General features: G+C 59.9%; 28 protein-coding genes and 2 tRNA genes. 23 read left to right on the plus strand and 7 right to left on the minus strand.

Annotated elements, in window-relative coordinates:
• Window positions 1-93: 93 nt before the first annotated feature.
• Window positions 94-1,560: an RtcB family protein gene (locus BW940_RS00730; protein WP_076607268.1), complete on the plus strand. Its 1,467-nt coding sequence runs from the start codon at window positions 94-96 to the stop codon at window positions 1,558-1,560.
• Here the strand turns inward: BW940_RS00730 and BW940_RS00735 are convergent.
• The 4 genes from BW940_RS00735 to BW940_RS00750 all read right to left on the minus strand — a co-directional run bounded on the left by BW940_RS00735 (window position 1,557) and on the right by BW940_RS00750 (window position 4,754).
• On the minus strand, window positions 1,557-2,564 hold the full coding sequence (locus BW940_RS00735) for a hypothetical protein (protein ID WP_076607269.1): 1,008 nt from the start codon (window positions 2,562-2,564) through the stop codon (window positions 1,557-1,559). The two genes, BW940_RS00730 and BW940_RS00735, sit on opposite strands and share 4 nt — an antisense overlap.
• A gap of 9 nt (window positions 2,565-2,573) precedes the next feature.
• Window positions 2,574-3,764, minus strand: coding sequence for a M20 family metallopeptidase (locus BW940_RS00740; RefSeq protein WP_076607270.1), 1,191 nt, complete (start codon window positions 3,762-3,764; stop codon window positions 2,574-2,576).
• A complete protein-coding gene (locus BW940_RS00745) occupies window positions 3,761-4,366 on the minus strand; it encodes a flavin reductase family protein (RefSeq protein ID WP_076607271.1) in 606 nt (201 codons plus the stop codon). Before BW940_RS00745 ends, BW940_RS00740 begins: the two co-directional genes overlap by 4 nt.
• A gap of 166 nt (window positions 4,367-4,532) precedes the next feature.
• The gene (locus BW940_RS00750; protein ID WP_076607272.1) at window positions 4,533-4,754 is read right to left on the minus strand and encodes a hypothetical protein; all 222 of its coding nucleotides are present in this window, start codon (window positions 4,752-4,754) and stop codon (window positions 4,533-4,535) included.
• Between the two features lie 171 nt (window positions 4,755-4,925).
• On the opposite strand from BW940_RS00750, the gene moaA reads away from it, so the two are divergent.
• The 18 genes from moaA to BW940_RS00835 all read left to right on the plus strand — a co-directional run bounded on the left by moaA (window position 4,926) and on the right by BW940_RS00835 (window position 17,604).
• On the plus strand, window positions 4,926-5,915 hold the full coding sequence (moaA, locus tag BW940_RS00755) for a GTP 3',8-cyclase MoaA (protein ID WP_076607273.1): 990 nt from the start codon (window positions 4,926-4,928) through the stop codon (window positions 5,913-5,915).
• Window positions 5,916-6,120: 205 nt separating this feature from the next.
• Window positions 6,121-6,203, plus strand: a tRNA-Ser gene (locus BW940_RS00760).
• A 73-nt stretch (window positions 6,204-6,276) separates the two neighbouring features.
• Window positions 6,277-6,798 (plus strand): 30S ribosomal protein S13, encoded by a 522-nt coding sequence (locus BW940_RS00765; RefSeq protein ID WP_076607274.1) that lies wholly within the window; start codon window positions 6,277-6,279, stop codon window positions 6,796-6,798.
• A complete protein-coding gene (locus BW940_RS00770) occupies window positions 6,798-7,319 on the plus strand; it encodes a 30S ribosomal protein S4 (RefSeq protein WP_076607275.1) in 522 nt (173 codons plus the stop codon). Before BW940_RS00765 ends, BW940_RS00770 begins: the two co-directional genes overlap by 1 nt.
• Before the next feature lies 1 nt (window position 7,320).
• Window positions 7,321-7,710 (plus strand): 30S ribosomal protein S11, encoded by a 390-nt coding sequence (locus BW940_RS00775; RefSeq protein ID WP_006064324.1) that lies wholly within the window; start codon window positions 7,321-7,323, stop codon window positions 7,708-7,710.
• 4 nt (window positions 7,711-7,714) lie between these two features.
• A complete protein-coding gene (locus BW940_RS00780; RefSeq protein WP_076607276.1) occupies window positions 7,715-8,464 on the plus strand; it encodes a DNA-directed RNA polymerase subunit D in 750 nt (249 codons plus the stop codon).
• A 133-nt stretch (window positions 8,465-8,597) separates the two neighbouring features.
• A tRNA-Leu gene (locus BW940_RS00785) sits at window positions 8,598-8,682 on the plus strand.
• A 147-nt stretch (window positions 8,683-8,829) separates the two neighbouring features.
• Entirely contained in the window at window positions 8,830-9,183 is a 354-nt protein-coding gene (locus tag BW940_RS00790) for a 50S ribosomal protein L18e (protein WP_076607277.1), read from the plus strand.
• Window positions 9,180-9,629: a 50S ribosomal protein L13 gene (locus tag BW940_RS00795; protein WP_076607278.1), complete on the plus strand. Its 450-nt coding sequence runs from the start codon at window positions 9,180-9,182 to the stop codon at window positions 9,627-9,629. Before BW940_RS00790 ends, BW940_RS00795 begins: the two co-directional genes overlap by 4 nt.
• Window positions 9,623-10,021, plus strand: a complete 399-nt coding sequence (locus BW940_RS00800; protein WP_008159499.1) for a 30S ribosomal protein S9 — start codon at window positions 9,623-9,625, stop codon at window positions 10,019-10,021. Before BW940_RS00795 ends, BW940_RS00800 begins: the two co-directional genes overlap by 7 nt.
• A gap of 12 nt (window positions 10,022-10,033) precedes the next feature.
• Window positions 10,034-10,228: a DNA-directed RNA polymerase subunit N gene (locus BW940_RS00805; protein WP_076607279.1), complete on the plus strand. Its 195-nt coding sequence runs from the start codon at window positions 10,034-10,036 to the stop codon at window positions 10,226-10,228.
• A gap of 1 nt (window position 10,229) precedes the next feature.
• Entirely contained in the window at window positions 10,230-10,409 is a 180-nt protein-coding gene (locus BW940_RS00810) for a DNA-directed RNA polymerase subunit K (RefSeq protein WP_076607280.1), read from the plus strand.
• Complete coding sequence (gene eno / locus BW940_RS00815; RefSeq protein WP_076607281.1) at window positions 10,406-11,611, plus strand: phosphopyruvate hydratase; 1,206 nt, start codon at window positions 10,406-10,408, stop codon at window positions 11,609-11,611. The genes BW940_RS00810 and eno overlap by 4 nt, the downstream gene beginning before the upstream one ends.
• The gene (rpsB, locus tag BW940_RS00820; RefSeq protein WP_076607282.1) at window positions 11,608-12,411 is read left to right on the plus strand and encodes a 30S ribosomal protein S2; all 804 of its coding nucleotides are present in this window, start codon (window positions 11,608-11,610) and stop codon (window positions 12,409-12,411) included. Before eno ends, rpsB begins: the two co-directional genes overlap by 4 nt.
• Before the next feature lie 94 nt (window positions 12,412-12,505).
• Entirely contained in the window at window positions 12,506-12,631 is a 126-nt protein-coding gene (locus tag BW940_RS22325; RefSeq protein WP_268875523.1) for a hypothetical protein, read from the plus strand.
• Window positions 12,632-12,899: 268 nt separating this feature from the next.
• On the plus strand, window positions 12,900-13,409 hold the full coding sequence (locus BW940_RS00825) for a DUF7285 family protein (RefSeq protein ID WP_076607283.1): 510 nt from the start codon (window positions 12,900-12,902) through the stop codon (window positions 13,407-13,409).
• Window positions 13,410-13,411: 2 nt separating this feature from the next.
• Window positions 13,412-14,587, plus strand: a complete 1,176-nt coding sequence (locus BW940_RS00830) for a DUF7284 family protein (protein WP_076607284.1) — start codon at window positions 13,412-13,414, stop codon at window positions 14,585-14,587.
• On the plus strand, window positions 14,584-17,604 hold the full coding sequence (locus BW940_RS00835; protein WP_076607285.1) for a DUF7286 family protein: 3,021 nt from the start codon (window positions 14,584-14,586) through the stop codon (window positions 17,602-17,604). The genes BW940_RS00830 and BW940_RS00835 overlap by 4 nt, the downstream gene beginning before the upstream one ends.
• Window positions 17,605-17,683: 79 nt before the next feature.
• Here BW940_RS00835 and BW940_RS00840 read toward each other — a convergent pair whose 3' ends face one another.
• Window positions 17,684-18,907, minus strand: a complete 1,224-nt coding sequence (locus BW940_RS00840) for an outer membrane protein assembly factor BamB family protein (protein WP_216819660.1) — start codon at window positions 18,905-18,907, stop codon at window positions 17,684-17,686.
• Window positions 18,908-19,041: 134 nt separating this feature from the next.
• Here BW940_RS00840 and mvk point away from each other — a divergent pair, with 134 nt between their 5' ends.
• Window positions 19,042-20,028 (plus strand): mevalonate kinase, encoded by a 987-nt coding sequence (gene mvk, locus BW940_RS00845; RefSeq protein WP_076607287.1) that lies wholly within the window; start codon window positions 19,042-19,044, stop codon window positions 20,026-20,028.
• Window positions 20,025-20,765: an isopentenyl phosphate kinase gene (locus BW940_RS00850; RefSeq protein ID WP_076607288.1), complete on the plus strand. Its 741-nt coding sequence runs from the start codon at window positions 20,025-20,027 to the stop codon at window positions 20,763-20,765. Before mvk ends, BW940_RS00850 begins: the two co-directional genes overlap by 4 nt.
• Here the strand turns inward: BW940_RS00850 and BW940_RS00855 are convergent, their stop codons facing one another.
• Window positions 20,766-21,842, minus strand: a complete 1,077-nt coding sequence (locus tag BW940_RS00855) for a PAS domain-containing sensor histidine kinase (protein WP_076607289.1) — start codon at window positions 21,840-21,842, stop codon at window positions 20,766-20,768. It abuts the gene before it with no gap.
• A gap of 408 nt (window positions 21,843-22,250) precedes the next feature.
• Here BW940_RS00855 and BW940_RS00860 point away from each other — a divergent pair, with 408 nt between their 5' ends.
• On the plus strand, window positions 22,251-23,603 hold the full coding sequence (locus BW940_RS00860; RefSeq protein WP_076607290.1) for a ribonuclease J: 1,353 nt from the start codon (window positions 22,251-22,253) through the stop codon (window positions 23,601-23,603).
• Between the two features lies 1 nt (window position 23,604).
• Window positions 23,605-24,702, plus strand: coding sequence for a geranylfarnesyl diphosphate synthase (idsA3, locus tag BW940_RS00865; protein ID WP_076607291.1), 1,098 nt, complete (start codon window positions 23,605-23,607; stop codon window positions 24,700-24,702).
• 236 nt (window positions 24,703-24,938) lie between these two features.
• Here idsA3 and BW940_RS00870 read toward each other — a convergent pair whose 3' ends face one another.
• Entirely contained in the window at window positions 24,939-26,135 is a 1,197-nt protein-coding gene (locus tag BW940_RS00870; RefSeq protein ID WP_076607292.1) for a Cdc6/Cdc18 family protein, read from the minus strand.
• Between the last annotated feature and the right edge of the window lie 257 nt (window positions 26,136-26,392).

The following is a 26,392-nucleotide window of genomic DNA, read 5'->3' on the forward strand; positions in this document are numbered from 1 at the left end:
TACTTGGCGGGAGTCGCAATGACCAGCGAGTGCGATTCGCGATATCGCCGGCAGAGACGAACATCTTTGGGCGTTCGGGGTGGAGTCGTTCGTATGAGCAACACGACGTTCGACGCCGACGGCATCACGCTCGAGAAAGTGCGTGAGCACGTCTGGGAAATTCCACAGGAGGGCGACATGCGCACCCCTGCACGGGTGCTGGCAAGTGAGGCGCTGCTCGAGGAAATCAAAGAGGACAAGACCCTCCAGCAACTCAAAAACACGACCCACCTCCCGGGGATCACGAACCACGCGATCTGTATGCCCGACGGTCATCAGGGCTACGGCTTCCCGGTCGGCGGCGTCGGCGCACTCGACGCCGAGAACGGCTGTATTTCGCCGGGAGCGGTCGGCTACGATATTAATTGTGGGGTAAGAATGATGAAAACGAACCTCGCATACGACGACCTCAAAGGTCACGAGCGAGAACTCGTCGACTCGCTGTTCGCGAACGTCCCCTCGGGGCTTGGCGGCGGCGGCATCGTCGAATCCGGCGTTGACACCGTCGAGGAAATCCTCGCGCGGGGCGTCGACTGGGCGCTCGAGAACGGCTATGCCGTCGAGGACGACCTGCTGCACTGTGAAGACGAGGGCACCCGCGAGGAGGCCGACCCCTCGAAGATCAGCCAGAAAGCGAAAGACCGCGGCAAAAACCAGATCGGTTCGCTTGGCTCGGGGAATCACTTCCTCGAGGTCCAGCGCGTAACCGACATCTTCCACGACGAGGTCGGTGAGGCGTACGGCCTCGAGGAAGACCAGATCGTCGTTTTGATCCACTGCGGCTCCCGCGGGCTGGGTCACCAGACCTGCAACGACTACCTGCGGAAGATCGAAAAACAGCATCAGGGTCTGCTGAACACGCTCCCAGATAAGGAACTCGCGGCCGCGCCCGCGGGCTCACAGCTGGCCGAGGACTACTACGGTGCGATGAACGCGGCGATCAACTTCGCGTGGGTCAACCGCCAGCTCATCATGCATCGGACGCGAGAGGTCTTCGAGCGCGTCTTCGACCGCTCGTGGGAGGACATGGAGATGGACCTGCTGTACGACGTTGCGCACAACATCGCCAAAAAAGAGGTCCACGACGTTGATGGGGAAGAACGCGAACTCTATGTCCACCGCAAAGGAGCGACGCGGGCGTTCCCGGCCGGCCACCCCGACGTGCCAAAGGCCTACCGCGACGTCGGCCAGCCGGTGATCATCCCCGGGAGTATGGGGACCGGCAGCTACGTCCTCCGCGGTGGCGAGAACTCAATGGAGCTGACCTTCGGCTCGACCGCCCACGGCGCGGGCCGACTGATGAGCCGTACACAGGCCAAAAACGAGTATTGGGGTGGCGACGTCCAGGACGAACTCGAGGAACAGGACCAGATCTATGTCAAAGCCCAGTCGGGCGCGACGGTCGCCGAAGAAGCGCCGGGCGTCTACAAAGACGTCGACGAAGTCGTCCGGATCTCCGACGAACTCGGGATCGGTGACAAGGTGGCTCGAACGTTCCCCGTCTGTAACATCAAGGGTTAAGCGTCGGCCAGCGCCTCGAGCAGCAGCTCCTCGAGCGGTTCTTTGGCCGCCTCGTTCTGGACGTTGAGCGCCGAACAGTCGACGAGTTCCTCGACGAGGTCGGCGCCGGCGGTCGTGTTCGTCGTGATCCCTGCCACGAGGTCGGGCGAGTGCCCGAACGCCTCCTCGATCCCGACGACGGCGTAGGGGTCGGACGCACAGAGGACGGTAAACGCGACATGCTCTTCGAGCATGTCGACGACGGCGGCCCCGTTGTACGGCTCGAGCGGGCTGGCACCGACCTCGGCGACGATGACGTCCGACTCCTGCAGCCGGGCGAAGACTGGTCTGACGGCCTCCCGAAAGGTGTCTTCGGGGACGACCGTCGTCGGCAGCCCCGCGTCGACGAAGTCGTAGATGGGGTCTGCACCCGCGACTTCCATCGATAACACGTCTTCGTATGTCCCTGCCCCCGTCAGCTTGCAGGCGGCGACATCGTACCCGTTTTCGACGAGCACGCGGGTGATCACCCGCCCGGTCATGGTCTTTCCAGCCGACATACTCGTTCCGAGAACGAGGACGACTGGCACGGCAGGCGTCGTCGCTGGAGCCGTCAGGCCGTAGTCGGACATTCGGGCGATGTCGCCGTCGACGACGACGTGGCCCTCGTATTCGACCTCGACCGGCGTCTGAGTGAACGGCGAGGCTGAGGTGACCCTGCCAAGAACGCCGCCACCGGTCATGATATCCAACAGCCCGTCGTCGCCGACGTCCCGCCAGCTGCCGACCAGCTCGCGGGTCGCTCGCCGCGTGCCCAGCGCGCCGACGACCGTCTCACCCTCCATCAGTTCGACGCGGCGGCCCTGTGGGTTCTCGATTCTGACGCCGGGATTCGGGCGTTTGGTTACCCGGGCGAACACGTAGTCCCCCGTCTTCCACTCCGACTTGGGCCGGGGTTCGACGTCGTATGAACGATGCTCGAGGTCGGCGATTCGCGTCACTGAGGTGTGAACGTCTGCGTTCATGCGTAATAGCTAGTGTTGTGAGTCGGTTGGAAGCGGTTCGTCGCGTAGGCAGGCGGCCAGGAGCGCAACTCGGTCAACGAGGGCATCGAGTTTCACGTACTCGTAGGTCTGGTGAGCCCCGTCACCGACCGCGCCGAAGCCGTCGATCGTGGGCGCGTGCTGGCTGGCGTCGTTCCCATCGCTTGCTCCACCCGAGCGCGTCCCCTCGAGCGAGAGTCCGAGTCGGTCTCCGAGTGTCTGGACACGCTCCCAGAGCAGGCGATTGCCCGCCGTCGGCTCCATCGGCGGCCGCCCGAACCCGCCGTCGATCGTCAGTTCGGTGCCCGGCGTCGTCGCCTCGAGCGAGCGGATCTGCTCCTCGACGGCCTCGGCTGCCTCGTCGGTGGGTGCGCGAACGTCGACTTCGGCTCGCGCGTCCGGTGCGACGACGTTCGACCGCAGCCCCGCTTCCACCTGCCCGACGTTCACGGTGACACCCGAGTCGATGTCGGTGAGTTCGTGGAGCCGATGGATGACGGTGCCGAGTTCCTCCGTCGCGCTGGCCCCCTCCTCTGGCTCGAGGCCGGCGTGGGCGGCCTTCCCCTCGATCGTGACCGTAAAGTGGCCGACCGCTTTCCGTGCGGTCTTGATCTTCCCCTCCGGACCGCTTGCCGGCTCGAGCACGAACACGCGGTTCGCTTGCTTGGCGAGCTCGATGATCCGGGACTTGGATTCGGGGCTCCCGACCTCTTCGTCGCTCGAAACGAGGACGTGAACCGGTAGTGACGGCTCGAGTGAGAGGTCCTCGAGCGCACGGAGTGCGAAGACGGCCTGTGTCAGCCCACCTTTCATATCGAGCGCGCCCGGGCCCTCGAGGACGTCGTCCCGAACCTCCGGTGGGTCCTCCTCGACGGTTCCCAGCGGCCAGACGGTGTCCGCGTGCCCGATTATTAGCTGAATCTCGTCGGCGTCGTCCCGACCCGGCGTCCACGCCTCGATCCGACCGCCAGTCTCCTCGCCCGGAACGCGCTCGGTCTCCAGGCCGATCTCGTGGACGTCGTTCGCCAGCCGATCGAAGAAGGCGTCGAACGTTTCTGGATTCTCCGTCGGTGTCTCCATCTCGACGAACTCGAGGAGGTACTGTGCGAGCTCTTTGCGGTGTGCGTGTGCCCACTCCTGAATCCGCTGTTCGGCGGCGGATTCCGGTTCCGACGCAGTCATCGCTCGAAGCCCTCCGGGAACGGGAACGCCTGGCTCTCGCTAACTGCAGCGAACCGGTCGGGATAGAGGTGTGCAAGCACTGGCGCTTGCTCGAGCAGCGTCTCGGGCTCGGCGTCGTCGCTGCGGTAGGCGTCGGTGTGCACGTGCTTTTCGACGACACTGCCCGTGATGAGTTCGCCATCGTCGAACGCGACGATTCGCTCGAGGTCACACTCCAGCACGCCGTAGGCCCCAGCCACGGCGGGCGCGTCGACGGCGTCGGCGTCGACCGTGTCGATTTCTGTTAGTGAGGGTTTGTCACCCTCGGCGCCCCGGGGTGCCGCGGCGAGGCTGGCGTCGAGGATGTCTTCGGGCCGCGGATAGCTGACGGTGAACGCTCCCGTCCGCTCGACGTTCCGATACGTCCCGTGTTCGGGCGTACAGACGAAGCCGAACTGGTTTGCCCACCCGAGCGGCATCGCCATGTGTTTCGGCGCAAGGTTTTCCGAGCCGTCTTCGTCACGCGTTCCGACGATCACCAGCGGAGCCGCCGTGTACAGCGTCTCGAAAAACGACTGCTCCGGCTGTAGCGTGATGAGGTCAGGATTATTCGAGAGGGACATGGAACTATCCGTGCGTCATATAGACACCCACGGCTCATACTGATTGTGTTAGTTATCTAGATGCGGGAATGACGATCCGATTTGATAGTCGACCGATTCAGCTCTCACGGGTGCCAGCCACCCGAGGCCGCTCGAGTGCTCGTCCAACGGCACCCATTCCTCGCAGCTACTTCAGTCGGAACGGGTTCTCATCGTCGCTGTCGTCATCGTCTGTAGCCGTCTCGCTCTCGTAGGGCTTTCGCGCCGTAATCGTCACCGTCGCCTCGGGGTTGTCCTCGTCGGCCCACGGGCTGTCGTAAGCCGAGATCTCGAGGTCGGTGACGTCCCATCCCTCAGCCTCGATGAGTTCCACGAGACGACGCTGGTCCTCGAGCATGTCCTCGTCCATACGACACCGTTCGAGAGTGTTCCGGGTAGTTCTTCCGCCGGCTGCCCGAGCGCGACTCACGTTCGGCGACGCGACCGATCGTCACGAAAACACGCTGGCGAAACCGAAATCGGTTTCGAACTCCCTGATACACCCGGGGTGTTTAAGCGGATCCGCCTGCTATCGGGTGTCATGCTCGCCGACGAATTCGGGCGCGAGGTAACCGGGGTCAGGGTCTCACTTACCGACCGGTGCAATTTCGACTGCGTCTACTGTCATAACGAGGGGTTGGGGGATACGCGTGGACCGATGGATCCACAGGACGACGAGATGTCGACCGACGACGTCGTTCGCTTTCTCGAGGTCGCAGCGGAGTTCGACGTCGATGCGGTCAAGTTCACTGGCGGCGAGCCGATGCTTCGCCAGGACTTAGAGGAAATCATCGAACGGACGCCGGAGCAGATGGAGGTCTCGTTGACCACCAACGGCACATTCCTCCCTGGACGCGCCGAGGCCCTCGTCGATGCCGGCTTAGAGCGGGTCAACGTCTCTCAGGACGCGCTCGATCCGGAAGACTTCGCCGCTGTCACGAAAAGTGGGGCCTACGAGAAGGTCTTAGAGGGCGTCGATGCCGCACTCGAGGCGGGGCTCGATCCGGTCAAACTCAACATGGTCGTCTTCGAGCACACGGCGGGCTACGTGCCGGAGATGGTCGATCACGTCGCCAGAAACGAAGGGATGCAGTTACAGTTGATCGAGTACATGCCCGAGCTCACGGGCAAACCCGAATGGAACGTCGACATTGGGCGGGTCCACGACTGGCTGGCCGAACAGGCCGACGAGATCGAACACCGCGAGATGCACGACCGCAAGCGGTACTGGGTCAGTAGCGACGACGGCGACGGACAGGGCATGGTCGAGATCGTCGATCCCGTCGAGAACCCGACGTTCTGTGCGAACTGCCATCGCGTCCGCGTGACCCACCAGGGGCACCTGAAGGGCTGTCTCAACCGTAACGACGACCTCAAACCGATGGGTGAGATGTCCAAACCCGAAATTCGTGAGGCATACCGCGAGGTTGTCGCCAACCGGGTCCCCTACTACGGGGAGTACATGATCAAAAACGGTGACGACGAATGGGAACTCAACGACAAATACATCGAGGAGTACGCCGGGATCTGATCACACACGCCGGACGTACGGCCACGAATCCAAATTTCGTAATCGAGACGCGAGCACGCTCGAGCAGCTGTTTGACCTCGAATGTGAGCCGGTGGCGCTGTGACGATCTTTCGTTGCCCTTAAGTACCCGTCGCGGGTAGGTTTGGGTGCAATACGTGTAGGGGACAGGTCCCCGAGTCCGAGAGGGCGATGATACAGACACGGTGTTGTGGTAGCCAAGCGGCCCAAGGCGCATGGTTGCTAACCATGTGGCGTCAAGCCTCCGGGGTTCGAATCCCCGCCACAACGTCGGCTACACCTGACTGACCTTTCCGTCAGTCGAATTTGCAACGCGCGCACACCAGACAGAGATACACGACACATGAGCGAGGAAGAACCTCAAGAACAACAAGACGACGAAGACCTTCAGTACTTCGTCCGCATCGGGCAAACGGACCTCGATGGGACGAAGTCCGTCGAGCGCTCGCTCTCGGAGATGAACGGGATCGGTCGACGAACCGCCCGACTCATCGCCGACGAAGCGGACGTTGACCGGACAGCGACGTTCGGTCGTCTCGACGACGACGTCATTGACAAGGTCGTCGACATCGTAGAGAACTATGCTGGGAACGTTCCTGACTGGCTCAACAACCGCCAGTCGGACTTTTATTCCGGGGAGACAACCCACCAGATCGGTAACGATCTCCAACTCACCCGCCAGCACGACATCAACCGGATGAAGATGATCGACTCCTACAAGGGGACGCGCCACAAGCGCGGCCAGAAGGTTCGCGGTCAGCGAACCAAGTCCACCGGTCGTACGGAGGGCACCATCGGAGTCAACGTCGAAGAGATCCGCGAAGAGCAGGCAGAAGAAGCTGCTGCCGAGGAGGATGACGAATAATGCCACTCGGAACAGACACTAAACAGTACGAGACGCCGAATCACCCGTATCAGGGTGAACGGATCGCCTCCGAGCACTCCCTGCTCGACCGTTACGGACTTTCGAACAAAGAAGAGCTCTGGCGAGCCCAGTCCGAACTTCGCTCCTACCGGCGCGAGGCTCGTGACCTGCTCGGTCAGGCCCAAGACGACGCTGCCGTCATCCGCCGCTCCGAGGAGTTCCTCGGTCGGCTCAAACGCGTCGGCGTCCTCGACGAAGGCGACGAACTCGGCGACGTGCTGAGTCTCGAGATCGAAGACGTTCTCGAGCGCCGTCTCCAGACGGTTGCCTACCGAAAAGGGCTGGCCAACACGCCACAGCAGGCCCGACAGTTCATTCTTCACGGACACATCGTGGTCGGCGAACAGCGCCACTGCATCCCATCGTACGTCGTCGACGTCGATGAGGAAGACCTCGTCGCGTTCGACGAGAACAGCCCACTTGCAGACGAACTCCACCCGGAACGGGCGGAGGGTCAATAACATGAGCCAGGACGACGAGAAATGGGGCGTAGCCCACGTACACGCATCGTTCAACAACACCGTCATGACCGTGACCGACCTCACGGGCGCGGAGACGATCGCCAAGTCCTCCGGTGGGACGGCGGTCAAACAGAACCGCGACGAGGCATCGCCGTACGCGGCCATGCAGATGGCCGAGTCGATCGCCGAAGAGGTCAAAGCGGCCGGCATTACGGGTCTGCACGTTCGCGTCCGCGGTCCCGGCGGCAACCTCCAGAAATCACCCGGTCCAGGCGCACAGGCAACGATTCGCGCACTCGCCCGCTCGGGAATCGAGATCGGGCGCATCGAAGACGTCACGCCGATTCCACACGACGGATCGCGCGCACCGAAAGGCAAGGGCGGCTACTAGATCCATGACTGAAGACTACGACGTCGAGTTCGTCGAACACGAGGACCGGTACGCACGGTTCCTCGTCCGCGGTGTCACACCCGCGTTCGCCAACGGGCTTCGTCGCGCGATGCTCGCCGACGTCCCAACGTTGGCCGTCGATACCGTCCGGTTCATCGAGAACTCGTCGGTCATGTTCGACGAGCAACTCGCACTCCGACTCGGGCTCGTCCCGCTGACGACCCCACCCGAAGCCGAGTTCGCCGAGGGCGATACCGTCACACTCTCGATCGACGTCGAAGGACCAGCCACCGCCTACTCGGGCGATCTCGTCTCGAGCGACGACCTCGTACAACCCGCAGACGAGAAGGTTCCGATCATCGACCTCAAGGACGACCAGCGTCTCGAGGCCGAGGCTGACGCCGTCTTCAACCGCGGTAAAAACCACGCGAAACATCAGGGAGCTGTCTCTGCTGGCTACCGGAACCTCCAGCGTGTGGAGGTCGTTGACGACCTGCCGGAGTTCGAAGAGCAAGAGCCCCAGATCATCCGCGGCGTCATCGAAGCAGACGGTGAACTGGTCCAGACGAGCGAGTTCGACCACGATCTGTCGAATCGCTATCCTGGAAAGCAAGTCGAAGTCGAGGACGTTCCGAACGCGTTCGTTTTCAACATTGAGACGGACGGCTCGTTCCCGGTCACCGAGCTGGTCACGCGAGCCGCCGACTCGATCGAGGCGCGTGCGACCGACCTCGAAAACGCAGTACAGCTCTAACAGATGAACCGACGCCCCCAATCCCAACACTGCGAGCCCGCGTTCGCCGGCGCCGTGAGCGACGAGACCGGCACGCACTCGCGACTTGGAATCGAAAGGGGTTTGAAGGGGCGACGGGTAGGAAGAAGTGCAAGCAGGGATAGCCAAGTCAGGCCAACGGCGCAGCGTTCAGGGCGCTGTCTCGTAGGAGTCCGCAGGTTCAAATCCTGCTCCCTGCATCCACTTCTATACCATCGAACGACTCACCGGAACCACTCGGTCACGACCGATCGAGCGGCGTCCCGATTCGTTCGACAAATAACCGATTCCACGATCGGCGAGACGCTTCCTCGTCTCACCGATGCGACCGAATTTGGAGGAAACCAATGAGTAGCAAGACTAATCCGAGGCTCAACGATCTTATCGCCGAGCTCAAGTCGACGTCCCGCGAGACGGACGCCGACGTCTGGCGAGACGTTGCGGACCGACTCGAGAAGCCCCGGCGCACCCACGCAGAGGTGAACCTGGGCCGTATCGAGCGATACGCACGCGAAGAAGAGACTGTCGTCGTTCCCGGCAAAGTGCTGGGCTCCGGCGCCTTACAGAAAAACGTCACCGTCGCAGCTGTCGATTTCTCCTCGTCGGCTGAGACGAAAATCGACGCCGTCGGTGACACAGTACCGCTCGAGCAAGTGCTCGAAGAGAACCCAGACGGATCTAACGTGCGGGTGATTCGATGAGTATCGCAGAGTTCGACGCGGACGTCGTCGTCGACGCCCGTGACTGTATCCTTGGTCGCGTTGCCAGCGAAGTGTCCCAGCGCGCCCTCGATGGCGAGCGTGTCGCGATCGTCAACGCCGAAGACGCCGTGATCACCGGCGACAAAGAGGACATTTTCGACACCTACCGCACGCGCATCCAACTCGGCTCCGACAACGGGCCGTACTACCCACGCCGACCGGACACGATCTTCAAGCGCTCCGTTCGTGGGATGGTGCCGTACAAGAAACCACGTGGCCGCGAGGCGTTCTCGAACGTTCGCGTCTACCTCGGCAACCCATACGAGGACGACGATGAGCGCGAGGCCGAGATCCTCGAGGGCACGTCACTGGACCGCCTGTCGAACATCCGCTTCGTCCACCTGGGCGAAGTCTCCGAACAACTCGGTGCTAACGTCACATGGTAACGAACACGAGTGGAAAGAAAAAGACCGCCGTCGCTCGAGCGACCGTTCGCGAGGGCGAGGGTCGCGTTCGAATCAACTCCAAGCCAGTCGAACTGGTCGAACCGGAAATGTCCCGCCTCAAGATGCTCGAACCGTTCCGCATCGCCGGCGAGGATCTCCGCAGCGACATGGACATCGATGTTCGTGTCGAAGGTGGCGGTATCAGCGGCCAGGCAGACGCCGTTCGAACCGCTATCGCACGCGGGATCGTCCAGCACTCGAACGACGCCGAACTCCGTGACGCGTTCATGGAGTTCGACCGCTCGCTGCTGGTCAACGACGTTCGCCAGTCCGAACCGAAGAAGTGGGGCGGCCCGGGCGCTCGGGCTCGCTACCAGAAGTCCTACCGCTAAGGTGATTCAATCATGATGGTACCGGTCCGGTGTTTCAGCTGTGGGACTGTCGTCGGCGAACACTGGGAGGAGTTCGACGAGCGCGCCAACGAGGGCGACGAGGACCCCGAAAAAGTCCTCGACGAACTCGGTGTCGACCGCTACTGCTGTCGACGCATGCTCGTCAGTCACACTGACCTCGTCGACATCGTCTCTCCATACCAGTAACATGCAACAGGAACGTCACAACCGCTACGAGAAAGCACGGATCCTCGGTGCGCGAGCGCTGCAGGTGTCCTACGGCGCGCCGGTGTTGATCGAGACGGACCAGTCCGAACCGATCCTCATCGCTGCCGAAGAGTACGACGCCGGGGTCTTACCCTTTACCGTCAATCGAGGGAACAAATGACGCTGATTACGGACATCCGACTCCGACGCATCCTCGATTCGCGTGGCAACCCCACTGTCGAGGCAGACGTCGTCACCGAGAGCGGTGGATTCGGCCGTGCTGCAGCACCGAGCGGTGCCAGCACGGGCGAGTACGAGGCCGTCGAGCGACCGCCCGCCGAGGCGATCGCCGCGGCTCGAGAACACGCTGTCGGACGACTCGTCGGTGACGCCTACGCGGGCAACCAGCGGGAAGTCGATTCAATTCTCCACGCCGCAGACGGCACCGACGACTTCTCCGAGATCGGTGCCAACAGCGCCGTCGCCATCTCGATGGCTGCTGCAAAAGCCGGAGCCGACGTTCTCGGCGCGCCACTGTTCCAGCACTTAGGCGGTGCGTTCCGTGGCGAGAACTTCCCGATTCCGCTCGGCAACGTCGTCGGTGGTGGCGAACACGCAGCCGACGCAACCGACATTCAGGAGTTTTTGGTCGCCCCCGTGGGCGCACCGAGCGTCGAAGACGCCGTCTTCGCCAACGCCGCCGTCCACAGCACCGTCGCCGACCTCCTCGAGGAACGCGATGTCCCGTGTGGCAAGGGTGACGAAGGCGCGTGGGCACCATCGATCGACGACAGCGAGGCGTTCGAAATCGTCGACGAGGCGGTTTCGATGGTCGAAGACGACGTTGGTTTCAATATCGGCTTCGGCCTCGACGTCGCCGGTGCAGAACTGTACGATTCCGAGTCGGAAACGTACGAGTACAGCGACACGAGTCGCGATACCGACGAGCAGATCGCCTACATCGCAGAACTGGTCCGAGAGTACGATCTCGTCTACGTCGAGGATCCGCTCGACGAGAACGATTACGACGCCTTTGCCGACCTCACCGATGAGGTCGGCGATCAGACGCTGATCTGTGGTGACGATCTGTTTGTCACGAACACCGAGCGTCTTATCGACGGCATCGAACGCGACGCGGCCAACAGCATCCTGATCAAGCCAAACCAGATCGGGACGCTGACCGACGCCTTCGATGCGATCGAACTCGCGACCCAGAACGGCTACGACTCCGTGATCTCCCACCGGTCGGGCGAAACCGAGGACACGACGATTGCACACCTCGCCGTCGCAACCGATGCTCCCTTCATCAAGACGGGTGCCGTCGGTGGCGAGCGAACCGCCAAGCTCAACGAGCTCATTAGAATCGCAGACGACGCGACATGACAGACAACGACGCAACCCAGGAAGGGCTCGACGCAGCCGAAGACGAGATCGACGAGGAGCCGGCCGAAGGGCCTGGCCCCGCCGCCGATCCCGAGGACGACGTCGAGCCAGTTGACGAACAGCCCGCCGACGCCGACGCCACCGAGGCCGACGCCGATGCAGAACCAGCCGACGAAGATGCCGGTCCAACCCTCGACGACGACGTAATGTCCGACGAGGAGGCCGATCTCCTCATCCCAGTCGAGGACTATCTCGGCGCCGGCGTCCACATCGGGACCCAACAGAAGACCGATGATATGGAGCGGTTCATCCACCGTGTCCGAACCGACGGTCTCTACGTGCTCGACGTTGGCAAGACCGACGGCCGTATCCGAACGGCCGCGGACTTCCTTGCGAACTACGACCCAGAGCAGATTCTGGTCACCTCGAGTCGCCAGTACGGTCGCTTCCCGGCGGAGAAGTTCGCCGAAGCCGTGGGCGCTCGCGCCCGTACCGGCCGCTTCATCCCGGGCACGCTGACCAACCCCAAATACGACGGCTACATCGAACCCGACGTACTCGTCGTCACGGACCCGATCGGCGACGCCCAGGCCGTCAAGGAGGCCATCACGGTCGGGATTCCCGTCATCGCAATGTGTGACTCGAACAACCAGGTTAGCAACGTTGATCTGGTCGTCCCGACGAACAACAAGGGTCGCAAGGCCCTTTCGGTCGTCTACTGGCTGCTCGCCAACGAAGTCCTCGATCGCCGCGGTGCCGAGCCATCGTACTCGCTCGAGGACTTCGAGAGCATGGTCTAACCCGTTACACTGACGCTGTTCGTTTTTCTCGTCGCGATCGACGCCGAACAGCGACGAGCAAAGGAGTTACGTGCAGACCGGGCCAACGAGGGGTATGCTCGATTCAGTATTCGAATTCGAAGAAGAAATGATGCCGCTGCCAGTGATCGCCGCGACGGCGGCGCTGATCGCAATTTTTGCGGTTGGGATTCCGTATCGCGTTCTCGTAGGGATTCTCTAAAACGTGTAACGATGCCCACCCCAGCTGGCTCGCGATTCCCCTCTCGAGTTTAAATACGAAGACGAGCCCAATCCGGGCATGGATCCGGTGGTCCCGCTCGAGGTGTGGCACAGATTACGATATACGTCGCTTTTTGGGATCGTCCCCGCAGGAAACACACTCGGTTCGGTATCGAGGCCGTCTCCAGCGGCTATTCGGGCGACGAACCCGTTCGCTCCCGGCAGCACTGGACCGTCAAGCAACCACAGGGTAGCTCTCGCGGAGGACTATGCCACGGGCAGCTAGAGCCCAGACCGAACCGCTGGCTGCGCTGGTCGCTGTGATGGCGCTTTTGACCGGTATTGGGCTGTACACCGTCTATCTCGGCAGTGTCCTTCCCGGCATGAGCGACCGTACGGTCGAAGAGACGGCGATCGATCGTGTCTGGGATGACCTGCGCGACAACGAACGCGGCGCTGTTCCGGTCTACAGATACGCCGCTGATCCGGACAGAGAGCTTCGAGAAGCGCTTGAGCAAGCGTCGCTCCCAAACGGCAAGAACAGTTACCTCGAGATCAGAGGCTACGAAGACGGTGAACCAACGGTCTTCGCGTCAGCACACTTCGATTCCGATGGCGATGATCTACGGGCGCGACAGCTCGCATCGACACACCCCGATTACGGCCCGCCTCGAGGAGCCGACGAACCGACCGAGACGGGTATTGCGACCCGTCCAATTTCGATTGAAGTCACGGAGGCCGACGTTCGTGGCGGCACGCTGCACGTGGAGGTCTGGTGAGTATGGGCCACTTCGCCTCCGAACGTGGTGTCAGCACCGTCGTCGACGTCACCCTGGCGTTGCTCCTCATCAGTGCAAGCGTGCTGATTCTCGGCACCTATCTGGCCACCGTTCCTGACGAGCAGGCACGAAGCGCCACCGACCATGATTCGACCGTGACGGCCGCTTCTCATGGCGATATCGACGGCCTGTCAGCGACTCGGACAACCGAGGTCCTGAGCACGTCGACGGTTACCGTCACGTACAGTCTCGAGGACGTCCGTGAGCAAGACACGTTCTCCGAACCGGTCATCATAAACGAGCAGACGTACACGCGAACCGATCACGGCTCGGCGCTCGGGCTGCTTGCCGATGCCGCAGTCACGAACCACCGGATCGATGGCGAGCCCGTGCTGGCCTACGGCGAGGAGTACGAGGACGCCGTCGACTGGGCGATCCGACAGGCGCTACTGGGTACCGACCGGGAGTTCTACATCGTCGCCGAGTGGGAGCCCTACGACGGGGCCGGCATCAACGGCACGGCAACGGCCGGCGAGCGGCCCCCACCCACTGCGGACGTCTCCAGTACGACGACAATGGTCTCCAGTGGCTTTTCGGCGGTCGATGCCGACGAACTCGAGAAAAACTGGCTGGCGGCCGACGACTGGTGGGATGACTGGATCGATGACGTGGCCGATGACCACCCTGAGATCGACGATTCGTCGGACGTGCCAAGACTAAAAGGAACCGACAACAAGTCGTACGCGGCGGCCGGCACCGTGATCGGCGACGAAATCGTCGATGGCCTCTTCCCGCCCAAATCGTCCCAGTACGCGCTGGAAGATCAGGGAATCCGGCGAGCGCTTAAAGTCTACCACTACCAGTCGATGGTCGAGACCATCGGCGACTTCTCGTTCCGAAGTGCGGAGACACACCGACCGCTGGCTCGATCGAACGCGCGGGCCGAAGCGGCGAACCACAAGGTCCTCGTCGGACAGGACGGCGGCTACGACGTGACTGATGCAGACGCACTCGCCGCGTGGATTGCGGCGGACATCCCTCGAGCGTTCGCCGAAGAGTTCGACGCAATCGACGATCACTACGACGATGACGAGCGTGATGAGCAAAAAGCCGAGACTGTCGCCGATGCAGTGGCAATCGAAGACGTGACGATTACCATTCAGATCTGGGACGAATGAGACGCACTCGCCCACACACGATTTCGATTGCGGACGACGACCGCGCACGGATCCCGTTCGCGATTATCGGTGTCTTGCTTCTCGTGAGCTCCGTGCTGATCGTCGCGACACTCCAGACGAGACACGACCCCGAAATCGACCGCGGCACGGAGTTGGCGGTCGACCGCGCCGAAGCGTACGCGATCAGCGAACTCCGTCATGCAACCGTCCGTGCCACTGACGAAGTCGTCCGCTCACCGGTGACGACCGTCGATGCCGATATGAATGGTGTTCTCGATGACGACACCGCGTTCGAAGATCAGACGCGACTGACGATCCTCGCCAAAGCCACCGCGACACTCGACGGCCGGACACAGGACGTCGGGCAGGGCCGAACCGTCGAGGTCTCGATGCCCACTGTCGACGACTGGACCGACGCAGACGACCTTGAGTCGGCACTCGAGTCCGTCACACTCGAGGAAGACGACGGGATCATGGCGGTGACAGTCGACGACGTCGAGTTCACCGTGCGGGACAAAAATGGTGACGTCGAGACGGTCGTCTCACGCGACCTCACCGTTTCCGTAGGGACGACCATGATGGCACTCCACGAGCGCGTTGAAGCGTACGAAACCCATCTGAACACGGGCATGCTCGAAGGCGTCGACGAGCGCGAGGGGTACGGCTACGACCTCGCAAAGCGGCTGTGGCCGCTCGTCTGGGGCAAGGCCTACTACGATCGGTTGCTCGGCGATCCCGCGGATCGCGCGTTCGAAAACGTCACCCCGAACGACCACACCGAGGTCATGGCCAACGACGCCAGATTGACAGCCCAACAGGAAGTCTTCGGCACACAAGACGAGTACGGAAATCGTGTGATGGCGGGGCCGTTGCTATGCATGTCGTACGATCTCTCGGATAGCGCCCTCGATCTCGGAAGTACGTACGATTTTGACGGGATTGCCGACGACCTCCACCCCGATGAGAACGTCAGTAGCGTCGATGAACTCTGTGCGGAAGGCGTCATCTCCCCGGATGGTGAGTTGCCAGCGATGCCAACTGTCGAGGAGATCGTGATGGGCATGCTCGAGAACGTCGACAAGAACGGCACGATCCAGGGCCATTCGTTCGCCGATCTGGCGATGTACGAGATGGAAGCCGGGCTTGGGCAGAGCGATCTCGAGGACGAGATGCGAGCGGGGCTCAACGAGACGGAACGGTTCAATGAGGCGTACCTCGAGGATTATTATGGACATAGTGAACGGTCTGAGTTCGATCAGGATAGTGACCCAGAAGTGTTGAACGAGATCCAAGGTGGTCTTGAAAATCTCAGAGACGAAGCTATTCTGGGCATCGATAATACTGATTCCGTTATCGACGATGTCTATACAATAAATGGGAAGCTTGGAACCGTCAGCAGTTCCCCGTCTATGGATGGTCTCGGGCACCCACTTCCTCCGCTACCGGATGAATACGATGCTAGCAATTATACGGAAGTCGATCGCATGTATGTAACGACTAATACCGATATAGACGGGAGTGTCAATAAAGTCACCAAAGACGGCAGTGGTTCTGGTCTCGAGCGATCGCTCGTTACAGTTGCTATCGAAGTCGAGATGAAATACGAGACCTATCGAGCGTGGAATAATACGACGACCAACTCTTCGGTCGATGTCTGGGAACACGATCAGCGGTACACGAATTTTACTGCCTCGTTCGAACTCGATGGAGAGTTCGCTCCCGGTCTAACGATCAATCCGAACAGTGTTGATCACGTACTCGAGCAGGGTGGCTCTCCAGACCCGTACCTCGGAGAGCCAACCAACTGGGAAGACGCCGCTGATGAAGTGGCGAAAGAATTCTTTGGACGGGATTTTGATAGCGACTCAGAGTTCGAGAGATGGCTAAATGGGAGAGCCGATGATATTGAGTCGCGAAACGACTTCAGGAACGCTATCAACTACGACAGCAGCTTTGACAAGAACATTCAATTCTCGCCGCATAACGAAGGAGCGCTTCATAGCCACATTGTCTGGAATGATCTTCTCGAGGTGCATAATGAGACAGTGACCGAGATCGAACCAGTCGAGGCAGAGGTCATGGAAATGCTGACGGCTGACGAGAGTCCGATACGAGAGATGAACGAGAGTATCGCAGAAATGGAAGCGAAGCACGTGGACGACCGTGATGACTTCGAAAATGCACCTGACATTGCCAGAATGGAGGCACGGCAGGTGTACTTTGACAATATGTACAAATACGTCGATGAACTCGCCACCGAACACGAAAAGGTGATGACTGGTGGTGGGAACCTCATCGACAGTCTTCTCGGCGGCTTTGTAGATTCGGTCAACGAGATTATCAACGGTCCGATGAACCTGCTTGACGAAATGCTTGGTTCTGGGGAGGAGTTACTGCGCAATGAAGGGGGTGCTGAAATCGATACACCGAATGTTCTGAACGACGTTCACGTTACTGTTGATGGCTCGCCGACGTATCACTCGTCCCAGGTGGCAGTCAACCAGACCGAAGTACCGGCAGTACGAGCAGCGGGCGATGGTCCGCTCGAGATCGACGATGAGATGGATTTTGCACCGATGGGTGTCGGATACGAAAACGAGATTGGGCTACCAGGGTTTCCATTGATTCCATGGCCACCGATGTTCTATCTGCAAGCCGATGCGTGGCAAATCGAACTCGAGGGAGAGTACGCCCGATTTGAGGTAGAAACGACCAGTGGCGATCCATCGGTAACTGAATCGACGACGTACATCCGTGAGGACAAGGATGTCACGCTTGAGACACCAGATGGTGACGAACTCGAGTTAGGATCAACTGACCCGATCAGCTACGAGAACAGCCAGACGATTCTCGTTGTCGTACCCGCACCGCAGTTCCTACCACAGGGTGCTCCTGGTGTCGGTGATAATCAACATAGTGGGGATGCATCTGGTGAGATGTGTTCACCATTCTTGGACGACACTGGTCCCGATGTTGGGGAGAACAGTACACAACCAAGCAGAGAAAGTTGCTTATAATGCGTCCTAGTTATACACGATGAACAATCTAATAATGTGTCTACAAATGATGCCATCTCCAAATCAATCAATTTTGGTGTTAAGCATCCTCAATCGCGTACAATTTACTGTCATTTGCTGGAATATATATGATTCCATCAAACAGTGTTGGTGGTGCAGTAAATCCTCCATTCAAAGAATCATTAACAGTATATGACCATTTTGGAGTTCCGGAACTCGAATCAAACGCATATATACCGAACTGAGAGGAAGCATAACAGGTATCGCTTGATATTACAACATCAGTAGGTGTGCCGGTGATCTTGTCGGTTGCTTCCCATTCAATGGTGCCGTTATTGTCATCAACGGCGATCAGACGATTGGTGTCACCGATATAAACGAGTTTGTCAGAGACAGCAGGACTTGATTTGATTTCTCCCTCTGTATCGATTGACCACTCCTTCTCGCCGGAACCTGCGTTGATTGCGTACAATTGGCTGTCTTGACCTGTTCCAGTCAAATAAACACGTCCGTTGGCGACAGCAGGGTTGCTGTCAGACAACCGCCCTTCTTGTTCGGAATTAAATGTCCACTCAATCTCCGACGTCTCAACGTTCACTGCGTGAAGGTCAGACGAACGAGCAATGTAGAACGTATCCTCATCGAAAGCCGGCCAATCAGTTGACCCTCCAACGAAATCAGGCGTAGTGGTCACAGTAGTGTACTCACCTGTATGGGGATCAATCTGCCAGATCATCTCATGGGATGCAACAAAAATGCCATCTTCGGTCGGGATCGGGCCTCCGAGTCCAATGACAGATTCGATTTCCTCTGATCTCCATCGATCACCGGTTTCAGCATTGAATCCATGTATTTCTCCACCATCAGTTGGCCCATAGACAATGCCGTCGTGAACATTCGGTGCCCCAAATCCCTCTTGCTTCCAGAGAATTTCTTCAGTATCAAGGTCGACTGCATAGATTTTAGCGTCCCCTGATGCGCCGCCAGTACTTGAAATATATGCTATTCCATTAACAATAGACAATGGAAACGGAACACGCCCATCTATATCTATGACTGCCCGAGTATTCACTGTGTCTGTTTCAGGACCTATCGCACTTGGATGATACCCCGTATTCTGCAAATCAACCCCATACATCGGCCAGTCAGTTCCTAACGACTCACCGTTACCACCGTCTCCATTCTCCCCACTCGAGGTATCGGTTTCGTCGTTTCCAGAACAGCCTGCAATCACAGTTGTTCCTGCAACACTTGCACAGGTTCCGAGCCAACGCCGGCGTGTCTGCGACAGTTGATTTTTCATTATCATTTCGTTCAAAGAGCCCAAATAAATAACCATTGGTATCTGAATTATCGTCAAATAAGTAAGTCTAATAATGATTTGTGCCACTCACTCGAGAAGATAGCTATTAACCGTCGTCGTGCGAACGCCAAGATATGGCAGTCTCGAGCGCTCCCGGCAAGGTGTATTTATTCGGGGAGCACGCGGTGGTTTACGGCGAGCCCGCTGTCCCGTGTGCCATCGAGGTACGGGCACGGGTCGGTGTCGAGCAACGGTCGGATAGCAAACTACGCATTCACGCCGAGGATCTCAGTCTGGACGGGTTCACGGTGGAGTATGGTGGGGCGACAGATGGGCCGCCAGATGTCGACGTCTCGGAGTCGCTGTTGACCGCAGCGATGGGGTACGTCGATGGTGCGATCGAGCAGGTTCGAGCGATTACCGGCGAGGAAGATATCGGTTTCGACGTGACAATCGAGAGCGACATTCCGCTGGGGGCAGGGCTTGGCTCGTCCGCGGCAGTCGCCGTCGCCGCGATCGACGCCGGGACCCGCGAACTTGGGACGACACTCGAGATCGACGAACTCGCAGAGCGGGCCTACCGGACCGAGTACGAGGTACAGGGTGGACAGGCCTCCCGTGCCGATACCTTCTGTTCGGCCACTGGCGGTGCCGTCCGGGTCGAAGGCGACGACTGTCGGTCGCTCGAGGCCCCTGACTTGCCGCTTGTCATTGGGTTCGACGGCGGTGCTGGAGACACCGGTGAACTCGTAGCGGGCGTACGGAGTCTCCGTGAGGAGTACGATTTCGCGGCCGACACGGTCGATGCGATCGGTGATATCGTCCGAAACGGTGAGGCGGCACTCGCTGCGGGCGATCTCGAGGAACTCGGTCGGTTGATGAACTTCAATCACGGTCTTCTCTCGGCACTGGGTGTCTCCTCCCGCTCGCTCGATTCGATGGTCTGGGCGGCCCGCGACGCCGGTGCAGACGGTGCGAAGCTGACGGGTGCTGGTGGCGGCGGCTGCATCGTTGCGCTCGATCCGACTGACGAAACCGAGACGGCGCTGTCGTACACGCCGGGCTGTGCGGACGCGTTCCGTGCTGAACTCTCTGAAACCGGGGTGAAGCGGCTCGAATGATCGTTCTGAAACTCGGCGGTAGTGTCATTACGGACAAGGATCGACCGGAAACGCTCGACGGCGATTCACTCGAGCAAGCCGCCGATGCGGTTGCAAACGCACTCGAGGGCGAGCCGGAGGATCTCGTGATCGTTCACGGCGGTGGCAGTTTCGGACACCACAACGCCAGCGAACACGGCGTGAGCACGATCGCGGGAACACACGACGCTGCGGCGGTCCTCGAGATCCACGGGGCGATGAAAACCCTGAATCAGTTCGTGCTGAGCCGCCTCCTCGATCGCGACGTGCAGGCGGTTCCTGTTCATCCATTCTCGACGGCTCACCGTGATGACAGCGGCGACCTCGAGTTACCGACCGGTCAGATCGAGACGATGCTGGGAGAAGGGTTCGTTCCCGTCCTCCACGGCGACGTGATCCCCCACACCGGCGTGGGTGCGACCATCGTCAGCGGCGACGAACTGGTCGCTGAACTGGCCCACGACCTCGAGGCCGATCGGATCGGGCTCTGTTCGACGGTACCGGGCGTGTTGGATGCAGATGAAGCGGTTATCGAGCGGATTTCGGCCTACGAAGACGTTGCCGCTGTCTTGGGAGCGAGCGAGGCGACCGACGTCACTGGCGGAATGGCAGCGAAAGTGCAGGCGTTGCTCGCGCTCGAAGCTGAGGCATCGATCTTCGGCCTCGAGGGACTCGCGTCGTTTCTCGGCGGTGAGAGTCCGGGGACGACGATTGAGTAGTTACTCGGGTTCGAGGTCGTTCGAACTCGAAATCGGATCGTCGTCGCTTGCATGCTCGGTATCGGTCGCTGCTGCCCGCGGAAGTGAAAACTGGACGACGTTTCCACGCGGGGGGTTCGTCTCGAAGGACAGTTCACCGCCAAGCGAGTCGACACACCACTGCATTACCCACAGGCCGACACCGGAGCCGTGATAGGTGCTGCTTGTCGTCACATCGTCTTTGAGAACGTCGATCTCGACGTCCGGGATCGGCGGCCCGTTATCCGCGATCCGAATCACTCCCCGATCGGCGTTCGTTGTAACCAGTACCTCGACGGATGGAGTGTCGGCGTCGTTATGAACGATCGCGTTAATGAGTGCGTGTTCGATCGCATACCGAAGGCCCTGATCGACGTTCACGCTGACGGCGGTCCGTATATCGGCGGTCAGTTCCACCGTCGGATACGCATCTTGTACCTCCGTGACAAGCTCTCGGACCATGGTGCCGAGATTTGTGGGTGAGCGCTGTGTCGCAGTGGGCTCTGCGATTTCCTCGATCTGCCGGATCGAGTCACTCAGCGTGCCGAGTTCCGTCGCGATCTCGAGGATCGTTTCGATCTCCTCCTCGAGCGATTCTTCTTCGATGGCCCGTTTGAGCCGATCGGCGTACCCCATGAGGACGTTCGTCTCGTTTCGAAGGTTGTGACGGACGACACGGTTGAGCAAGCGTAGTCGCCGCTCTCGTGCCTTGTACTCCGTGATGTCGCGAACCTCGGCAATCACGTACGAGTCGGTGTCGATCGTGGTCAATGTGAGGTGAACACGAACCCAGACCAACTCACCGGTGTCACGTTCGATCCGCCATTCGAACAGCTGTGTATCACCGTCAGCAGCGGCCCGAATTCGGCGGATCGCTTGCTCCTGCGTGAATGCTGTCGAGGGGGCGGTGTATTCGCTGATGTCCATCTCACGAAGTGCTGTTCGAGAGTAGCCGTACAAGCGTTCCAGTCGCTCGTTGACGTCGAGAATCGCACCCGTCTCGGGTTCGTGCAACACAATACCGACCTGCAGATCATCAAAGGTATCCGGTAATTTCATCCTCGTTTACCTACTTATCCTATTTCGACGTGTGAGGGAAGATAAGTGTTCTCGAATATGAAGGCGTTTCCTGATAACTCGGTATACCATTTCCGACACGATTTGAACCACCTCGAGAGGGGAGCAACGGCGTCGTTCGAACGGACGATCGACGACTCGACGGGGGCGGTGCAAGCGAATGCGCCCAACCCACTGCGTTTTTAACACCCGGGCGTGTATGAGCCACTAGCGAAACCCGCGGGCAAGTGCGTTCGGGACTCACGACTGTCGTGGGTCTGTTGGGGGCAACAGCCTCCCCGTGCGCATAGCGGGATGGCCGACGCGCTGTAAGACGCCGGGGCCGAACAATCGGGAGTCCGCGGACCGTTTCGATGAGAGTCCACGACGCGGCTTTCAGTACAACGAACCATGGAAATCGAAATCGCAACAATCGGCGGATACGAGGAAGTCGGACGGCAGATGACTGCTGTCCGCGCCGGCAACGACGTCGTCATCTTTGATATGGGTCTGAACCTCTCGCAGGTTCTGATCCACGACAACGTCGAAACCGAACGGATGCATAGCTTAGATCTGATCGACATGGGCGCGATCCCCGACGACCGGGTCATGTCCGAGTTGGAAGGCGACGTCAAGGCGATCGTGCCGACTCACGGTCACCTGGATCACATCGGCGCCATCTCGAAGCTGGCCCACCGGTACGACGCGCCAGTCGTCGCGACGCCGTTTACAATCGAACTGGTCAAACAACAGATCGAAGGCGAACAGAAGTTCGGCGTCGAGAACGACCTGATCAAGATGGACGCCGGCGAGACGATGTCGATCGGCGACTCCGGCAAGGTCGACCTCGAGTTCGTCAACGTCACCCACTCGATCATCGACGCGATCAACCCCGTTCTCCACACGCCCGAAGGAGCAATCGTCTACGGACTGGACAAACGGATGGACCACACGCCGGTCATCGGCGACCCGATCGACATGAAACGGTTCCGTGAGATCGGTCGCGAGGGCGAGGGCGTTCTCTGTTATATCGAGGACTGTACCAACGCGAACAAGAAAGGGCGCACGCCCTCGGAGAACGTCGCCCGCGAACACCTCCGGGACGTCCTCTACAGCATGGAAGACTACGACGGCGGGATCGTCGCGACGACGTTCTCGAGTCACATCGCGCGTGTGACAAGTCTCGTCGAGTTCGCCAAGGACATCGGCCGCCAGCCCGTCTTACTCGGCCGATCGATGGAGAAGTACTCGGGGACTGCAGAACGACTCGACTTCGTCGACTTCCCGGACGATCTTGGGATGTTCGGCCACCGAAAATCAGTCGACCGCACGTTCAAACGGATCATGAACGAGGGCAAGGAAGACTATCTGCCCGTCGTCACCGGCCACCAGGGCGAACCACGCGCGATGTTGACCCGAATGGCTCGCGGCGAGACGCCCTACGAGCTGGACGACGGCGACAAGGTCGTCTTCTCCGCTCGCGTCATTCCGGAGCCGACCAACGAAGGCCAGCGTTATCAGGCCGAAAAGCTGCTCGGTATGCAGGGAGCCCGGATCTACGACGACATCCACGTTTCGGGCCATATGAACCAGGAAGGCCACTACGAGATGCTCGATGCGCTCCAGCCACAGAACATCATTCCCGCTCATCAGGACCTAAAGGGACTGTCGGGATACGTGACCCTCTGTGAGAGCGAAGGCTATCAGGTCGGACGGGACGTCCACGTCACGCGAAACGGCAACCTCATCCAGCTTGTCGATTGATATGACGACCCCAGAGGCACGAGAAGAGGCGGTACTCGAGGCGGTCCGCAAGCGCCGCGAGCTGGTCAACGAGGCCATCCCAGACGCATTGCCGATCCAGCCACCAGAGCGACTCTACGAAGCGTCGCGATACCTCCTGGACGCCGGCGGCAAGCGGCTCCGACCCACCGTCTTGCTCACAACGGCAGAAGCGCTCGCGGACGTCGAGCCGCTCTCGGAAGACTACCATGCGTTTCCCACCCTCGATGGGGAGCGCGCGGAACCACGTTCCGCGGATAGTTCGAGCGGCCCGCCGCGAGACACGATCGACATCATGGACGCCGCCGTCAGCGTCGAAGTCATCCAGTCGTTTACCCTCATCCACGACGACATCATGGACGACGACGACCTTCGGCGCGGTGTTCCTGCCGTCCACAAGGAGTACGACCTCGAGACCGCGATTCTCGCCGGCGATACGCTCTACTCGAAAGCCTTCGAGATCATGCTCGAGACTGGCGCGAAACCCGAGCGCGCGGTCGAAGCGCTCGAGATCCTCGCGACGACGTGCACGAAGATCTGTGAGGGCCAATCGCTCGACGTCACCTTCGAGAACCGCGCCGAGGTCTCACCGGACGAGTACCTCGAGATGGTCGAGCAGAAAACAGCTGTCCTGTACGCTGCCTCGGCCAGTCTCCCCGCAATCCTGCTCGGCGCTGACGACGAGACGATCGACGCGCTATACGGCTACGGACTCGACATCGGCCGTGCGTTCCAGATTCAAGACGACGTGCTCGATCTGACCGTCCCAAGCGAGAAACTCGGCAAACAGCGCGGCAGCGACTTAGTCGAGAACAAACAGACGCTGATCACCGTCCACGCCCGCAGTCAGGGCGTCGACATCGAAGGGCTGGTCGATACGGACGACGTCGACGCTGTCACCGAAGCCGAGATCGACGACGCCGTCGCCGAACTCGAAGCCGCCGGCTCGATCAGTTACGCAAACGAAACGGCCCAAGAGCTGGTCGAACAGGGCAAAGCCCGACTCGAGGTTCTTCCGGACAACGAAGCCCGCGATCTGCTCTGTGAGATTGCGGACTACCTGATCGAACGCGGCTACTAACCGCGGCTCGACTCGCGTGTACGCGACTTGAGGACAGTCTTTTGTATTGTCACCCGACGTATCGGGTATGTTCGCTGCTCGGAACGATCGGACTCTATTTTATCAGACTCCCCGTTCAGGCGAGCGGTGTCGTGTTCGTCGTGCTGGTTCTGGTGTTGATGGGCTGTGCGTGGTCCCCGTTCAGAAACGCACACCCGCGCCACGACCGGCCAGAGCGGAACTGAATTCGAGAGCCGCTAGATCGACTTGCAGGCTTTGAGCACGAGTTCCGGATTGTCGACGAGTTCGTGAATCGTGTGTGCACCTTTTCCATGGCCGCGTCCTTTCCGGGTCTGTTCGATAATCGAGAGGAACGCCAGTTCGCTGAGCAACTCACGGACGCGTCGGATTCGAAGCGGGTCAGAGCCCTCCTGTTCGCAGAGCACTTCGTACGTCGAGTAGATGTCCGCCGTCGGAATCGCCGGGTCGTCGTCGGGTGCCTGTTGGGTCCGGAACGCAAGCGCCTGCAAGAGGAGTTTCGAATGGGGTGGTTGTTTCGAGATGAGTTCGGCCAGCCGGTTTTGCTCTTCTCGAGTATGCGCTTGATTGACGTGTTCTTCGGTAACGGTTTCTGCCCCGTTCTCGTCGGCGATCTCGCCGGCGTAGCGGAGAATGTCGATCGCCTTGCGCGCGTCGCCGTGTTCTTTCGCGGCCAGCGCTGCCACGCGTGGGATAACCGAGTCCTCGAGGACGCCATCCTGGAACGCGTCTTTGCGCGACTCGAGAATCGCCCTGAGCTGGTTCGCGTCGTATGGTGGGAAGACGTAATCCCGTTCGCTCAGGCTAGATTTGACGCGCTCGTTGAGTTCTTCTTTGTACCGGATCTTGTTACTGATCCCGATAATCCCGAGCGTGCTCTCCTCGAGTTTCCCGGATTCGACGGCTCGAGAGAGTTGCATCAGGATGTTGTCGTCGCCGATCTTGTCGACCTCGTCTAAGATGATGATTCCGACGTCGAACCGACCGTCGAGGACGTTCCAGAGCCGGCGATAGTACTCGCCCGTGCTCAGCCCGGAGGCAGGAATCGTGATCCCTGTCTCCGCTTCGTCGTTGAGTTCGCGGGCGATCGTCCGCACTGCCTGTGTCTCCGTCGCGTGCTGGAGACAGTCGATATAGGCGACGCCGATCGAGACGTCGTTTTTCGCGGCGCTCGAGCGGAGGTCCTTCGTAATATACTTCGAGCAGAGCGATTTCCCCGTTCCCGTTTTGCCGTAGATCAGAACGTGATTCGGCGTCTGTCCCTGAACGGCGTCTTTGAGTGCCTGTGCGAGACTGTTGAGTTCGTCCTGTCGGCCGATGATCCGATCACCTTCGACGAGATGTGAGATGCGAAGCAGATCCTTGTTCGCGAAGATGTAGTTTTGATTGTCGAAAAACGACTCTGAACCGGACATACGTCGGCAATATCCGAGTGGCTACTTAACGCTAACTCCTCAGTGCCGATGTAAACACACCGCAGTGCCGATGTAAATTTGTAAAACAACGGTCTCAGTCATTATGGGTGGGTTTTGTCTACTCCCCAGTGCCAGTGTAACTGGACCGGAGTGCCAGTGTAACGCGGTAGGACGGAACACACCCACCCCGGAGTGCCGATGTAACTGTTCCGAACGTGTCCACGAGAAACGCTGGGGAGACGGATGTAGCAACGTGG

The organism is Natronorubrum thiooxidans, assembly GCF_900156475.1.
GTDB lineage: Archaea > Halobacteriota > Halobacteria > Halobacteriales > Natrialbaceae > Natronorubrum > Natronorubrum thiooxidans.